This window comes from Actinoplanes sp. URMC 104, assembly GCF_051386375.1.
GTDB lineage: Bacteria > Actinomycetota > Actinomycetes > Mycobacteriales > Micromonosporaceae > Actinoplanes.
This window is the reverse complement of sequence record NZ_JBPQTO010000011.1, coordinates 609,101-622,830: the sequence shown is the minus strand read 5'-3', so window position 1 is coordinate 622,830 and position 13,730 is coordinate 609,101. Positions and strand designations below refer to the sequence as shown.

At 74.4% G+C, this 13,730-nt stretch carries 15 protein-coding genes; 7 read left to right on the top strand and 8 right to left on the bottom strand.

Annotated features, from left to right (window positions below; all coding sequences use genetic code 11):
• Window positions 1-89: 89 nt before the first annotated feature.
• A complete protein-coding gene (locus tag ACSNN8_RS28700) occupies window positions 90-1,547 on the top strand; it encodes an aromatic amino acid ammonia-lyase (protein WP_436652877.1) in 1,458 nt (485 codons plus the stop codon).
• Here ACSNN8_RS28700 and ACSNN8_RS28695 read toward each other — a convergent pair.
• Both ACSNN8_RS28695 and ACSNN8_RS28690 read right to left on the bottom strand, forming a co-directional pair.
• On the bottom strand, window positions 1,514-2,008 hold the full coding sequence (locus tag ACSNN8_RS28695; RefSeq protein WP_436652875.1) for a cysteine dioxygenase: 495 nt from the start codon (window positions 2,006-2,008) through the stop codon (window positions 1,514-1,516). The two genes, ACSNN8_RS28700 and ACSNN8_RS28695, sit on opposite strands and share 34 nt — an antisense overlap.
• Window positions 2,005-2,883 carry an amidohydrolase gene (locus tag ACSNN8_RS28690; RefSeq protein ID WP_436652873.1) on the bottom strand — a complete coding sequence of 293 codons (879 nt, stop codon included), beginning with the start codon at window positions 2,881-2,883 and terminating at the stop codon, window positions 2,005-2,007. The genes ACSNN8_RS28695 and ACSNN8_RS28690 overlap by 4 nt, the downstream gene beginning before the upstream one ends.
• A gap of 134 nt (window positions 2,884-3,017) precedes the next feature.
• Here ACSNN8_RS28690 and ACSNN8_RS28685 point away from each other — a divergent pair, with 134 nt between their 5' ends.
• The 3 genes from ACSNN8_RS28685 to ACSNN8_RS28675 all read left to right on the top strand — a co-directional run bounded on the left by ACSNN8_RS28685 (window position 3,018) and on the right by ACSNN8_RS28675 (window position 5,130).
• Window positions 3,018-4,013 (top strand): LacI family DNA-binding transcriptional regulator, encoded by a 996-nt coding sequence (locus ACSNN8_RS28685; protein WP_436652872.1) that lies wholly within the window; start codon window positions 3,018-3,020, stop codon window positions 4,011-4,013.
• A gap of 81 nt (window positions 4,014-4,094) precedes the next feature.
• On the top strand, window positions 4,095-4,727 hold the full coding sequence (locus ACSNN8_RS28680; RefSeq protein ID WP_436652870.1) for a TetR/AcrR family transcriptional regulator: 633 nt from the start codon (window positions 4,095-4,097) through the stop codon (window positions 4,725-4,727).
• A 13-nt stretch (window positions 4,728-4,740) separates the two neighbouring features.
• Window positions 4,741-5,130, top strand: a complete 390-nt coding sequence (locus ACSNN8_RS28675) for a TIGR03618 family F420-dependent PPOX class oxidoreductase (protein WP_436652869.1) — start codon at window positions 4,741-4,743, stop codon at window positions 5,128-5,130.
• An 18-nt stretch (window positions 5,131-5,148) separates the two neighbouring features.
• Here the strand turns inward: ACSNN8_RS28675 and ACSNN8_RS28670 are convergent, their stop codons facing one another.
• Together ACSNN8_RS28670 and ACSNN8_RS28665 are read right to left on the bottom strand one after the other, a co-directional pair.
• Complete coding sequence (locus tag ACSNN8_RS28670; protein ID WP_436652867.1) at window positions 5,149-6,579, bottom strand: aromatic amino acid lyase; 1,431 nt, start codon at window positions 6,577-6,579, stop codon at window positions 5,149-5,151.
• Window positions 6,576-7,586, bottom strand: coding sequence for an ornithine cyclodeaminase family protein (locus ACSNN8_RS28665; protein ID WP_436652866.1), 1,011 nt, complete (start codon window positions 7,584-7,586; stop codon window positions 6,576-6,578). The genes ACSNN8_RS28670 and ACSNN8_RS28665 overlap by 4 nt, the downstream gene beginning before the upstream one ends.
• A 59-nt stretch (window positions 7,587-7,645) precedes the next feature.
• Between ACSNN8_RS28665 and ACSNN8_RS28660 the strand changes: the two genes are divergently transcribed.
• Window positions 7,646-8,497, top strand: coding sequence for a MurR/RpiR family transcriptional regulator (locus ACSNN8_RS28660; RefSeq protein WP_436652865.1), 852 nt, complete (start codon window positions 7,646-7,648; stop codon window positions 8,495-8,497).
• A 98-nt stretch (window positions 8,498-8,595) separates the two neighbouring features.
• Here ACSNN8_RS28660 and ACSNN8_RS28655 read toward each other — a convergent pair whose 3' ends face one another.
• Entirely contained in the window at window positions 8,596-9,300 is a 705-nt protein-coding gene (locus ACSNN8_RS28655; RefSeq protein WP_436652863.1) for an SDR family oxidoreductase, read from the bottom strand.
• A gap of 58 nt (window positions 9,301-9,358) precedes the next feature.
• On the opposite strand from ACSNN8_RS28655, the gene ACSNN8_RS28650 reads away from it, so the two are divergent.
• Window positions 9,359-9,742 carry a MerR family transcriptional regulator gene (locus tag ACSNN8_RS28650; RefSeq protein ID WP_436652861.1) on the top strand — a complete coding sequence of 128 codons (384 nt, stop codon included), beginning with the start codon at window positions 9,359-9,361 and terminating at the stop codon, window positions 9,740-9,742.
• A gap of 35 nt (window positions 9,743-9,777) precedes the next feature.
• Here the strand turns inward: ACSNN8_RS28650 and ACSNN8_RS28645 are convergent, their stop codons facing one another.
• The 3 genes from ACSNN8_RS28645 to ACSNN8_RS28635 are packed head-to-tail and all read right to left on the bottom strand — an operon-like array spanning window position 9,778 to window position 12,177.
• The gene (locus tag ACSNN8_RS28645) at window positions 9,778-10,524 is read right to left on the bottom strand and encodes a phosphotransferase family protein (protein ID WP_436652859.1); all 747 of its coding nucleotides are present in this window, start codon (window positions 10,522-10,524) and stop codon (window positions 9,778-9,780) included.
• A gap of 32 nt (window positions 10,525-10,556) precedes the next feature.
• On the bottom strand, window positions 10,557-11,438 hold the full coding sequence (locus ACSNN8_RS28640; RefSeq protein ID WP_436652857.1) for an aminoglycoside phosphotransferase family protein: 882 nt from the start codon (window positions 11,436-11,438) through the stop codon (window positions 10,557-10,559).
• 52 nt (window positions 11,439-11,490) lie between these two features.
• Window positions 11,491-12,177 carry a hypothetical protein gene (locus tag ACSNN8_RS28635; RefSeq protein ID WP_436652856.1) on the bottom strand — a complete coding sequence of 229 codons (687 nt, stop codon included), beginning with the start codon at window positions 12,175-12,177 and terminating at the stop codon, window positions 11,491-11,493.
• Window positions 12,178-12,320: 143 nt separating this feature from the next.
• Between ACSNN8_RS28635 and ACSNN8_RS28630 the strand changes: the two genes are divergently transcribed.
• Window positions 12,321-13,658: an FAD-dependent oxidoreductase gene (locus ACSNN8_RS28630; RefSeq protein ID WP_436652854.1), complete on the top strand. Its 1,338-nt coding sequence runs from the start codon at window positions 12,321-12,323 to the stop codon at window positions 13,656-13,658.
• The last annotated feature ends 72 nt before the right edge of the window (window positions 13,659-13,730 follow it).

The following is a 13,730-nucleotide window of genomic DNA, read 5'->3' as shown; positions in this document are numbered from 1 at the left end:
CGCCTATTCATACTTCCGCTGTAGTGAATAGGATGTCAAACGGGCCGGGGGAGCCGTTACGGGATGGAAACACGAGTCATGGTGGCGCTATGCAGGCAGAACGACTGGACGGGCGGAGCCTGACGATAGCGGGCCTGGTTGCCATTGCCTCCGGTCGATCCGGGGTGGACGTCGACCCGGCAGCGCTGCGGCGGGTCGCGGAGCGACATGCGCTCCTGCAGCAGGCGCGGGCGCAAGGCGCAGTCTACGGGGCGAACACCGGCGTCGGGGCCAACCGGCACGAGCGCACGGGCGCCGACGAGCAGCGCGGCCTGAGGCTGCTGCGCAGCCACTGCGCGGCGGTCGGTCCGGTGATCGACGACACCACGGCGCGGGCGACGATGGCCGTGCGGCTCAACCAGATCCTCGCCGGCGGGTCGGGCGTCTCCCGGCACGTCGCGGAGTGCCTCGCCGAGGCGCTGCACGACGGGGCGGTGCCGACGCTCCACGAGTGGGGCGCGATCGGCACGGGCGACCTGGCCGCGCTGGCCGAGCTCAGCCTCACGCTGGCCGGGGAGCGGCCGTGGCGCGACGGCAAGGGCCCGGTCACGATGTTCGGCGCCACCGACGCGCTGCCGATGATCAGTTCGAGCGCGCTGACCGTGGCGACGTCCGCGCTCGCGCTCCAGCGGGTGCAGAGCCAGCTGCGCGCGTCGGTGGTGGTGGCCGCGCTGAGCTTCCTCGCGCTGCGGGGCAACCCCGAGGCGTACGACGTGGCGGTGCACCGCCAGCGGGCCCACCCCGGCCAGGTGGAAGTGGCGAAGATCATGAGCCGGCTCGTCGCGGGCAGCGCGGCGCCGGTGCGCATCCAGGACCCGTTCGGGCTGCGGGTGCTGCCCCAGGTGGTGGCGCCGGCCGTGCACGCGGCCCGCTGCCTCGACGACGCGCTGATCGCCGAGATGAACGCGGCGCTGGAGAACCCGCTGGTCACCCCGGAGGGCGTACGGCATCACGGGCAGTTCCACACGGCGACGCTGGCGACCCAGCTCGACGCGCTGCGCGGCGCGTTCCTGCCGGTGCTCTCGCTGTCGTCGGCGCGGCTGGGGCTGCTGATGCGCCCCGACCTGACCGGCCTGCGCGCGTTCCTGGCGGCCGGCCCGGCGGGCAGCTCCGGCCTGATGATCAGCGAGTACGTCGTGCAGGACCTGCTGACCGAGATCCGCGTCGGCATGACCCCGACCGCGGCCGGCACGCTGAGCATCTCGCTGGGCCTGGAGGAGCACGCGAGCTTCGCCACCCAGGGCGCCCGGTCGCTGCGCACGATGACCCGGCTGGCCCCGACGCTGCTGGCCGCCGAGCTGGTCGCCGCGGTGCGCGCGCTGCGGATGGCGCCGGGCCGGCTCGTCGTCGGCCCGCTGCGCGAGGCGTTCGAGCTGGCCAACGAGGTGCTCGACACCGACGAGGAGGACCGGCCGCTCGGCGACGACCTCGAGCGCGCCGCGGCCGTGCTGCCGCTGCTCGGCGGGGTGCTCGACTACTCGTCGATGGGCCTCAACTCGTCGGCGTAGCTGACCGCGCGCCGGCGCAGCACCCCCGCCCTGCTGATCGAGTACTGCCCCATGCGCCACAGCGGCGGCGAGTACGCGTGGATCGACACCGACCCGTCGACCGCCCCGCCCATCCGGTGGATGTGGTCGGGGCCGAACGCGAAGGTCCGCCCCGCCTCGACGACCCGGGTCACCGGCTCGCCGCCCATCCGCGGGGTGGCCTCGGTGACCGCGCCCCGGGTGACCGCGACCGCGCCCGAGGACGTGTCGTGGTCGTGCCAGCCGGTGTCGTCGGCCACGTTCCAGCACAGCACCCACACGTCGACGTCGCTGTCGCGGTGCAGCGACGCGTAGTGGCGCCTGCCGGTGTCGTGCCGCACGAGCGGCTCCCACAGCTCGGGCCGCGCGGCCAGCTCGGCGACCCAGCGCTTGAGCTCGTGCGGGTCCAGGACGCGACCGGGCAGCGCCGGCAACACGGTCATCGGGGGCCTCCGGTCAGGAAACGGTGCGGGTTCGCGGTGTACAGGGCGTGCGTGAAGGCGGCGCCGAGGCCGGGGTCGGTCGCCTCGGCGTACGGGCGGTCGGAGCCGGAGACGATCGGGTCGACGCCCACGACCCGGACCAGCGCGTCGACCGCCCGGGTGCCGTACGACGACGTCTCGTAGAAGACGTTCGGGTCCAGCGCGCCCAGGGCGCCGCCGCGCGCGGCCAGCCGTTCGTGGTGCAGCGGCGCGAGCCCGGCCAGCGCCACGAAGCCGATCCGCACGTCGCGGCGGCCGGCGACGTGCCACGCGAGCCACGCCTGGTGCAGCTGGGCGACGTACGGGACCAGGGCCGGCCACCAGCCGGGCAGGCCCTCGTCGCAGGCGGGCGCCGGGCCGGGGTGCACGAGCACCGGCTTGCCCGCGCGGCAGGCCTCGTCGAGCAACGGCCCGACGTGCGCGATCCCGGCCGGGTCCTGCATCGCGGTGGCCGGCAGCTGCAGGCCCGCGACGCGCTCGTGCCGCAGCACCTTGGCCAGGCCGTCCGGGTCGGGCTCGTCCACCGTCGCCGCCGCCCAGACGTGGAACGGCTCGCCGAGCTCCAGCGCGCTCTCGTGCCACAGGTCGATCAGCTCGGCGCCGTCGTGCCGGGGCAGGTGCTCGATGCCCAGCGGGCTGGACAGCGACAGCAGCACCCGGCCGGCCGGCTCGGTGGCCCGCCGGTGGGCGACGTCGTGGGCCAGCGGATCCACCGCGTACGGGTCCTCGCCGGGCAGGTGCAGCGTCCAGTCCCGCAGGTACGGGTACGCCGTGCGGCGGCGCAGCGCCTCGACCAGCCGGGCGGGCCACAGGTGCTGGTGGCAGTCGAACAGCATCCCGGCTCCTTTCGCACCGCCCGTCCGGGAGGGAAGCGCTTCACTGGATGCATTCAGTGAAGCGCTTCCGTGCCTACCCGCGCAAGGTGATCTCATGCACCGGAGTTGTCGTACCGCGGTGTTACATTCGCTCGGTGTCACGGCAGCCCGGGCGGCGCACGCTGCAGGACCTCGCCTCCGCGGCCGGGCTCTCGCTGGCCGCGACGTCGTACGCGCTGCGTGGCGTGCGCGGCTCGCCCGAGACGATCCGCCGGGTCCGCGAGCTCGCCGACGAGCTGGGCTACACCGTCGACCCGATCGCCCGGGCGCTGGCCAGCGGGCGCACGGGCTGGGTCGGGGTCTCCGGCTCGCTGCGCGACCTCTGGCAGCAGGACCTCTCCGTGCTGCTCACGCGGGCGTTGCGCCGCCGGGGGCGCTACGCGACCATCGCCGACGCGGACGCCGACCCCGCGCTGGAGCGCCGGATCGTCGAGCAGTTCGCCGCCCAGCGCGTCGACGCCGTCCTGGTCTCGCCCGTCGACCCCACTGCCGGCTATTGGCGGCTGCTCGAGGAGTCCGTAGCGGTCGTCTCCATCGGCGACGCGCTCACCGGCCGGCCCGGCTCCGGCAGCGTGCTGTTCGACAACGAGCACGGGGTGCGGGCCGCGTTCGCCCACCTCGCCGGCCTCGGGCACCGCCGGGTCGGGCTGCTCGCGCCCGCCCTGCCCTCCACGCCCGGCCGCCCCGCGCAGCTGCTCGCGCCCGCCATCGCTGCCGCCCTCGGCATCGAGCTGGTCGCCATCGCCGCCCCCGCCGCGACCGCCGAGGCCGTCGACGTGGTGGCGGCCCTGCTCGCCGCCCCCGACCGGCCGACCGGCGTCTTCTGCCTCAGCGACTCGCTGGCGTTCGCCGTCTACCGGGCCGCGCGCGAGGCCGGCCTGCGCATCCCCGGCGACCTGTCGGTGATCGGCTACGACGACCACCAGCTCGCCGTCCTGGTCGAGCCCGCGCTGACCACCATGGCCTGGGACGAGGACGCCATCGTCGAGGCGGCCGTGGGCCAGCTCGACGAGCCCGCCGCCGCCCGCCCGATCTTCCGCCCCGAGCTCGTCGTGCGCGGCTCCACCGGCCCTCCCGCTCCCGCCCGCTGATCCGGGCTGCCGGGCGCCGGCCGCCAACCGGAAGAGCGCTTCCATTTGGAATTCCTCTTCCACTTCACTACGCTCGGCCTTGTGACCAAAGCCGTCCCGCCCCTGCGGCGCGATGCCGAGCGCAACCGCCGGCTGCTGCTGCGCACGGCGTACGAGCTGATGGCCGTCCACGGTCTGGACGTGTCCTACGAGGACATCGCCCGGGCCGCCGGCACCGGGATGGGCACGGTGTACCGCCGCTTCCCGCACCGGCGCGATCTGCTCGACGCCCTGTTCAGCGAGCACATCGACACCCTCATCGACATCGCCGCGCAGGCCGCGCGCCACGACGACGCCTGGGCCGGGCTGTCCTGGTTCCTCGAGCGGCAGCTCGAGATCGAGGCCCAGAGCCGGGGGCTGGGCGAGCTGCTGCGCAGCCGGAGCCAGGCCACCGAGCTGGTGCGGCGGGCGCACGAGCGGATGACCCCGCTGGTCGCCGGCCTCATCGCCCGGGCCGTCGACGCGGGCCAGCTACCGGCGGGAGCGACCCCCGCCGACTTCGCCGCGGCGCACGTGATGGTGGGCAGCGTCATGGACGCCTCCCGCTCCTTCGCCCCGCAGCTGTGGCGCCGCGCTCTCGCGGTCGCCCTGGCGGGGCTGCGTCATGCCGACCTGTCCGGCACGCCGCCGGACGAGACGGTCATCAGCCGTCTCTACAACGAGTCCCAGGAATGAAGGTCCAGCCCGCATGGCTCTGCCCGATGCCCTCCTCGCCGTCCTGAACGACAAGGCGATCTGCTTCGTCACCACGCTCATGCCCGACGGCTCGCCGCAGATCTCGCAGACCTGGGCGGGCACCGACGGCGAACACGTGCTCATCAACACGGTCGACACCCACCAGAAGACCCGCAACCTCGAGCGCGACCCGCGGATCGCGATCGGCATCGCCGACCCCGCCGCGCCGTCGCGGTCCTGGGCGTTGCGCGGCAGCGTCGTGGCCATGACGACCGAGGGCGCCCGGGAGAACATCGACGAGCTGTCCCACAAATACATCGGCCGTCCGTACCCGGGCTTCGGCGGCGGCTCCCAGCAGCGAGTCCTGCTGACCGTCAAGGTCGACCGGGTGCACACGCCCTGAGCCGGGCCGGCCGCGCGGTCACGACGCGACGGGTGCCCAGCCGGCGGCCAGCAGCCGGAGGATCCGGTCGAGGTCACGGCCGTACGGCCGGTCGCCCGTGCCCTCCGGCAGCACCGCGTCGATCTCGTCCAGCGCCACCGGCGCGCCGAGCCGCTGGGCCTGCACGACGGCCAGCAGCTCGCAGGCGAGCACGTCGCGCAGCCCGTCGACCGCCTCGGTCAGGCACTCGGCGGCCTCGAAGCCGAAGCTCTGCACGTCCTCCTGACCCAGCGAGGTCTCCATCGCGCCGAGCAGCGTGGGCGCGGCGAAACGGCGCAGCCGGTGCGCGACCCCGACGGCTCGTTTGTGGACGGCGGCCATCCCGGCGTGCAGGCCGGGGGAGCCGGACAGCTGCGGCGGCAGGCCGGTCACCCGCGGGTCGAGCAGGCGGTGCAGCCGGGCCGCGCCCAGCTCGGCGAGGTGCGCCAGCGCGGCGGTCAGCGCGCCGAGCGCCGCGGTCAGGTCGGTGCCCGCGAAGCCGAACGTGCCGACGAACTCGCCGCCCAGGTGCGCGGGGGAGTCGGTGACGGCGCCCAGGGCCCGGTCGGCGGCGGCGTCGAGCGCGGTGACGGCCCGCAGCGCGACGGCCAGCGCGGGCGCGGTGACGCGGAACGACACGGGCGCCTGCAGGGCCCCGCTCGGTTCGTCGCCGCGCCGCCTGCGCAGGTCGCGGAGGACGGCGCCGAGCTCGTCGCTGTCGGCCAGCGCCGGGTGCAGCGGGTCGAGGCTGGCGCGGATCGCGGCGTGCGAGGCAGCGGCGCCCGCGACGGTCTGGGCGAGCAGCGTGCTGGCGGCCTCGCCGCCGAGCACGGCCAGCCCGGTCAGGCCCGGCACGCCCTCGAGGAAAGCAATGCCCTCCTTGGGGCCGAACGACCGCGGCGCCAGGCCCGCCTTGGCGAGCGCGGCGTCGGCGGGCAGGTCGTCCAGCACCTCGCCGGTGCCCAGCAGCACGGCGCCGGCGTGGGCGAGCGGGATGATCTCGCCGGCCGCGCCGCCGCCGCGAGCCGGGATCGCGGGCACGACGTCGGCGTCGAGCAGGCCCGCCAGCGCCTGGCACAGCTCGGGCGACACCCCGGCGGCCGGGTGCAGCAGGGTCCGCAGCCGGACGGCCAGCAGCGCGCGGGCCTGGTCGCGGCGCAGCCACGGGGCCGAGCCGACCGCCCGGCCGGCCATGAGGTTGTCCTGGTGGCGCGCCTGCTCGGCGGGCTCCAGGCGGACGCCCGAAAGCGCGCCCATGCCGGTGTTCACACCGTAGACCGTCCGGCCCGCGAGGTCGCGCAGCGTGGCGCGGCGGCTCCCGGCCAGCTCGTCGAGCAGCGCGGGGGCGAGCCGCAGCCGCAGGACGCCGCGGGCCACCTCGGCGATCACCGGGCGGCTCAGGTCGTCCGGGCGCCGGATCTCGAGGGTCATCGATAGCGCAGCATCGTGCCCGCCCCGGCGGCCTCGGCGCGGGTCAGGACCAGGTGGGCCAGCGCCACGTCGAGGATCGACAGGCCGCGGTGCCAGAACAGGATGCGCTCGTCGGGGCGCTCGCGGCCGGGCTTGCGCCCGCTGACGATCTCGCCGATCTGGGCGTACAGGCTCTGCTCGCTGAGCCGCCCGGTGTCGACGTGCGCGCGCAGCGCCCCGAACCGGCCGGAGCGCGACTCGCGCCAGTCGTCGACGACCACCTTGTCCATGACGTCGAGCAGGTCGAGCTCCACCGCGCTCACCGTGCCGTAGGGCACGACGAAGGCGCCGGGCCGGACGGCGGCCGTACGCAGCAGGGGTGCCGGCTTCTCCAGGCGGGACGCCTCGACGAGGATGTCGGCCCCGTCGTACGCCTCGTCGGCCGTCGCCACCGCGCGCACGGGCGTGGCGGTGACCTCGCGCAGCCGTGCCGCGAACGCCTCCCGCGACTCGGGCCGGCGGCTGGTCACCCGGATCTCCTCGAGCGGGAACAAGCTGTCCAGCATGGTGACGTTGGCGAACGCCGTGCCGCGCGCGCCGACGTGCCCGAGGACCCGCGAGTCCGGCCGGGCCAGGTGCTTCGCGCCGACCGCGGTCATCGCCCCGGTGCGCACCTCGGTGATCCAGGTGGCGTCCATGATCGCCAGCGGGACGCCGTTGGTGGGGTCGTAGACGGTCATCAGCGCCAGCTCGCTCGGCAGGCCCTGCAGGTAGTTGGGCACGAAGTCGCCGACGACCTTGACGCCGCTCAGGCCCCGCTCGCCCAGCGTGTCGACGTGCCCGCGCAGCACGTTGAAGTGCCCCGCGCCCCCGTTGTTGGGCACCAGGTGGGTGCGCGGCTCGAACACCGTCTCGCCGCGGCCGTGCGCGGCCACGACGGCCTCGACAGCGCCGATCACGTCCGCCGTGCCGATGCCGAGCCCGTCGATGTCGGCCGCGTTGAGGAACCGCAGCTCGATGTGAATCATGTAATGCACCCTATAGCCTGGGTGTTTCGAAGTATTCAGTCTCGCGCGGGGTGGGTGCTATGACACTGCAGAACAGGACACTGCAGAACAGCCTCGACACCGGTCGCGCGGAGGACTGGCTGCTCGACCTCGCCCAGCGGCACCGGCTGTCGCCGACCCAGCGCCAGATCGTGCAGCGCATGCTGGGCCTGTTCCCCGACGTGGCGTTCCTGTCCACCATCGAGATCGCCGAGCGGGCCGGGGTGTCGCAGCCCACGGTCACCCGGCTGGCCACGGCGCTGGGCTTCGCGGGCTTCCCGGAGTTCCGGGCGGCGCTGCGCGAGGTGGTGCTCTCCGGGCGGGCCGGGGCGGCGCCCGACCGGCACAGCGCCGTGGACCTCGAGGTGGGCAACCTGGCCGGCCTCAAGCGCACGCTCGACTCGGAGCGGATGACCTCGGCCGTACGGCTGCTCGCCGCCACCGCCCCGCTGGGCGTGGTCGGCCTGCGGGCGTCCGCGGCACTCGCCGACTACTTCGGCTACTTCGCGCGCCGGGTGCTGCCCGCGGTCTCCGTGCACACCGACGCGAGCTGCCTCGACGACGCCGTGCTGGGGCTGCGCCACCAGGGCGCGACCGCGCTGCTCGCCTTCGCGATGCCGCGCTACCCGGCCGCCACGGTCGCCGCGATCCGCCTCGCCCGGCAGCTGGGCATGGCGACGGTCGTGGTCGCCGACAGCCCGCTGGCCCCGTTCGCCGCCGACGCCGACGTGCTGCTCGTCGCGCCGGTCGGCACGGGCCTGCTCTTCGACTCGCACGCCGCCGGCGTCGTGCTCGCGATCAGCCTGCTCGACGCCGTCGCCGCCACCGACCCCCAGCGCACCCAGCAACGCCTCGAGGCCCACGAGGCCCTGGTCGGCCGCTGGATGCTCTAGTACGGCAGCCGCCATTCGTGATCATGGCTGGAATTCGAGGCTGAGGCGGCCGCGGATGACCGCCTGTCACGTAGCGTCCAGGGCCCGGGCACGCCAGGTCAGATCAGCTGCGCGAGCCGTGTGTAGAAGTCCTCCGGGTCGGCGGTGGCCGACGACTTGAAGAGGGCCGCGATGTCGTCGACGACAACCTCGTACCGTCCGGCCTCGACGCCGTCCAGGGTCGCCCGCGCCACGACGGCGGGGTCGACCTTAGGCAGGTCCAGGCCCTTGGTCAGGTCCGTGTCGGCCAAACCGAGGTGCACCGACGTGACCAGGGTGCCCTGCCCGGCGAGTTCGTGCCGGAGGCCGTTGCTCATGCTCCATTGCGCGGCCTTGCTCGCCGCGTAGCCGGTCGCGCCGGGCAGCGGGAACCAGGAGGCGGCGGACGCGATGTTCACGACGGCGCCGCCACCGTTGGCGGCCAGGACCGGTGCGAAGCCGCGGACCATCGACAGGGTTCCCCAGAAGTTGACCTCCATCTCCGCGCGCAGGCTGTCCGGATCGCCCAGCAGGGTGCCGCCGAAACCCGCACCGGCGTTGTTCACCAGCAGGTCGACGTCGCCCGCTGAACGGGCGGCGTCGGTCACTGCTTGCGGATCGGTGATGTCGAGAGCCAGGAGGTGGGCACCGGGCAGATCGACGGTTTCCGGACGTCGGGCGGTCGCGTAGACCTTCGCTCCGCGCTCCAGCAGGGCCTTGGCCAACGCGCGGCCGATGCCGCGGTTGGCGCCGGTGACGAGCGCGGTGGCTTCGTTGATCTTCATGGGGTTACGCTAGAACGTCACGCCGACGTGAGATTCAAGTCAGACGTTTTGGGGATCTTTGCGCATCGGGGAGCTGGCCGAACGAGCCGGAGTGAGCGTGCGAGCCCTGCGCTACTACGAGGAACAGGAGCTCCTCGTACCCGATCGCAGCTCGGGCGGTCATCGGCGCTACCCGGTGAACGCGGTGGACTCGGTGCGGTTCATCCAGCTGCTCTTCGCAGCCGGCCTCGGTAGCAGGGCGATCAAGGGTTTCCTGCCGTTCCTGGAAGACGGCATGAGCACGCCCGAGATGCTCGCGCAGCTGGCCACCGAGCGCGCCCGGATCCGCGCGAAGATCGAGGAGCTGAGTGCGGCCGATGCCCGGCTCGGCGACCTGATCGAGCAGGGAGCCCGGCTGCGAACGCCGAGTGTCCCCATGCGTTGCTCCCCCTTCACCGCCTGATGGGCAGCTGCCATTCGTGATCATGGCTGTTGTTCCTAGGGCTCGCGCATCCGGGCGCGAAGCACGTCGAACTCGCAGCCCGGGGCGTCGGGGTCGAAGCCGTGCTCGATCAGCCAGCGCGACGCGGTCAGGCTGCGCAGCGACCACCAGGCGCGGATCACGTCGCGGTCCGCGCCGGGGCCGTAGCCGGCGAGCAGGTCGTCCAGGCGCTCCTCGTGCCCGAGCGTCAGCGTGGCCAGGTCGAACATGGCGTCGCCGGGGGCGGCCTCGGACCAGTCGATGACGCCGGTGACCTCGTCGCCGTCGACGAACACGTGGGTGATCTGCAGGTCGCCGTGGAGGAACGCCGGTTGCCACGGGCGCAGCGCGGCCCCGGCGATCTCGCGGTTGCGCCGGACCACCTCGGCGGGCAGCACCGCCTGGGAGAGCAGCCACGCGCATTCGCTGTCGAGCTCGGCCGCCACGTCGCCGAGCGTGGGCCCGGGCCACGGCGGCAACGGCGCCTCGTGCAGCCTGCGGATGGCGGCGCCCGCCGCGGCCCACGCGGCCGGCGAGGCGGCCGACGGTTCGCCCAGGACGCCGAGCGCCTTGCCGGGCACGGCGGCGATCGCGAGCACGGGCGGCTCGCGCCAGAGGATCGGCGGGGTGGGCACCGGCGCCAGGCCCATCGCCCGCACCTCGACGTCGGAGTGCGCCGGGTCGCCGTCGACCTTCAGGAACACATCCCCCACGCGCAGCGTCGCGCGTTGGCGGTGGGCGACGACGACGTGGACGTCCTCCACACCGGTCCTCCTCGCGGAGACGTTCGCCGCTGTCACGCCGACAGCACCGCGGTGAGCTGCCGGGTGGTCTGCGCCCTCACCCAGGGATTGGTGGCGGCGTAGGCGCGGTACGCGAAGACGCCGCCGATCAGCGACCGTCCCCGCCCGCGCGCCCAGGTGGCGTCGTCCACGGCGAGCGCCTCGCGGAAGGCGTCGCGCGCCCGGCCCTCCAGCAGGGTGAACGCCATCATCAGGTCGCGGGCCGGGTCGCCGCGTCCGAGGCCGCCGAAGTCGATCACGGCGCTCACCTTGCCGTCCGTGGTGAGCAGGTTGCCGGTGTGGAAGTCGCCGTGGTACCAGACCGGCGGGCGGTCCCAGCCGGGCGCGGTGACCGCCTCCCGCCAGATCGCGAGCAGCGCCCGGGCGTCGAACGCGCCGGCGATGTCCGCGATCGCGGCCCGCACCTGCTCGTCGCGGTCGGCGAGCGGCTCGTCCTGCTCGACGGCCGAGGAGAGGTCGACCGCCCCGGACAGGTCGGCGGACTGCAGGGCGGTCAGGAAGTCCGCGAGCCGCAGCGCCGTCTCGACGGAGTCCCCGAGCTCCTCGTAGCGGGCCACCGATCCGTCCAGCCATCGGGAGACGCCCCACGGCCACGGATATTCGAGATCGGGCTCGCCGACGGCAACGGGTTCGGGGATAGCCAACGGCAGGCAGGGGGCGAGCCGCGGCAGCAGCCGCAACTCCTTGGCCGCCTGCCGGATCGCGCCCTCGTGGCGGGGGAGCCGCACCGACAGCTCGGCGCCCAGCCGGTAGATGACGTGGTCCGACCCGCCCGGCGAGACCCGCGTCAGGGCGAGCCCCGCCCACTGCGGGAACTGGCTGTCGACCAGCCGCCGGACCAGCCGCTCGTCCGCTTCGAAACGTTCGATCGTCACGTGGACCATGACAGCCGATTCCCAGGGCCGCGTCGATCCATTTTGGTCCGGCTCAGCCGCCGCTGCCGCACTCGGGGGCGGCGCCCGCGTCGCGCCAGATGCGCTTGAAGCCGCTGCCGGTGTACTCGTAGCGGTAGAACAGCGTCAGGTCGGGGCAGGCCTTCTCGCCCTTCGCGCTGGTGCCGTACGCCCGGACGCCGACGATGCCCTTGTTGAAGGTCACCTTCTGCACGACCGGCTCGTCCATCTTGGCCACGTCCTCGAGCAGGGTCCCGATCCGGCGCGGCTGCGCCGGGTCGGAGGCGCCGTCGAACACCTCGATCGTCGAGTGCCAGTACGAGGTCGACGCCTCGCAGCTGCGGGTGACCAGGGTCTCGGCCAGGCCGTCCTCGGTGACGTCCTGCTCGACCACGCCCTGGATCTCGGCCTTCTGTCCCTCGTAGGGGCAGGGCTTCACGAAGGCGGCCCAGCCGCCGGGCTTGCGCGCCGGGGCCTTGCTGGGCGTGCTCTTCGTCCTCGTCGGAGTGCTCCTGGCCGTCGGCGGCGTGACGGTGACGGTGGTGACCTCCGCCGGCGCGCCGGTGGCGGGCGGGGACGTCGCAGGGCTGCCCCCGAACCCGGTGTCCGGCGTGCCGGTGGCCGAGGGCGGCGCGGCGGCGTCCACCGGGTCGTCGCCGCGGTCGCAGGCCGCGGTGGCCGTGACCGCCACCGCCACGAGGGCAAGGGGCAGAGCTCGCATCAGGGGTCCCCGTCGAAGTCGCATGTCCTCACGCTACGGACGGACCCGGCGCCTCGTGATCCCGGATTGATGCCATCGCCGCGGCGCGGTCGGCTTCGCGACGGACACCCCTCTCGATCTTCCGGCGACCCTACGCTCGCGGCATGGATGTGGCAGTCGTGGGCGCCGGGCCGACCGGCCTGTTCACCGCGGTCGCGCTCGCCCGGCGCGGGCACCGGGTGACCGTGGTCGACCGCGACGGCGGGCCCGCCGCCGACGGCCGGTGGAACCGTCGCGGTGTCATGCAGTTCCACCACCCGCACGGCTTCCGGCCGCAGGTCGCCGAGGCGATCGAGGCCGAGATGCCGGAGCTGATGACCGCGCTCGACGAGGCGGGCGCCGAGCGGATCGTGATGCGCGGCGGCGACGGGCAGCGGGCCCGGCACACCGGCCTGCGCTGCCGTCGCGAGGTGTTCGAACGGGGGCTGCGGGCCTTCGCCGCGGCGCAGCCGGGGGTGACCCTGCGGGTGGGTCACGTCGACGACGTGCTGCGCGACCGGGGGCGTGCGGCGGGGCTGCGGGTCGACGGGCTCCGGGCGTACGCCGACCTGGTGGTCAACGCCTCAGGCCGGGCCTCGCGCGTCGGCGCCGGCCTGCGCGCCCCGGCCGAGGGCGGCGACTGCGGTCTCTCGTACGTCTCCCGGCAGTACAGGCTGCTCCCGGGCGCCGAGCCGGGGCCGACCAACGCGCCCGTCGGCCTCATCCAGACGCTGTCCGGCTACCTCGTGGCCGTGTTCCTGCACGACCGGCGCACGTTCTCCGCGCTGCTCATCCGGCCCACCGACGACCGGCGGTTCGGCGTGCTGCGGTTCCCCGAGGTGTTCGAGACCGCGGCGCTCGCCGTGCCCGCGCTGGCCGCCTGGGTGACGCCCGAGCGCAGCGTGCCGATCACCCCGGTGCTGCCCGGCGGGCGGCTGCACAACACCTACCGCGGCCAGCTCGACGAGCACGGCCGAGTCGCGCTGCCCGGGCTGCTGCACGTCGGCGATGCGGTGTGCACCACCACCCCGTCCGCGGGGCGCGGCATCGCCGTCGCGCTGCGCCAGGCCGTCGCGCTGCTGCGCCTGATCGACGAGAACCCCGGCGACCCCGCCGCGGTGGCCTGCGCGTTCGACGCCTGGTGCGCCGCCGACGTCCGCCCGTGGTTCGACGACCACGTCCACTGGGACGCCGACCTGCTGCGCCGCTGGGCGGGCGGCGACGTCGACGTGACCCGCCGGCTGCCCAGCGACCTCATCATGGAGGCCACCGAGGCCGACCCGTCGCTGCTGCGCGTCGTGGGCCCGTACATGGCGATGGAGGCGCTGCCGGCCACCCTCGACGAGGTGGAGCCGCGGGCCCGCGCCATCTTCGCCCGCGGCTGGCGGCCCACGCCGCACCCGGGCCCCACCCGCGACGAGCTGGCCGAGCTGATCACGCCCCGCTACGCGCGGACGGCGTAGGCGCGGGTTTCGCCGGCGGCCCGCCCGGGAAAGCGGACGCGTCACATCCGGCGTATCCGGGGAGAGAGCTTT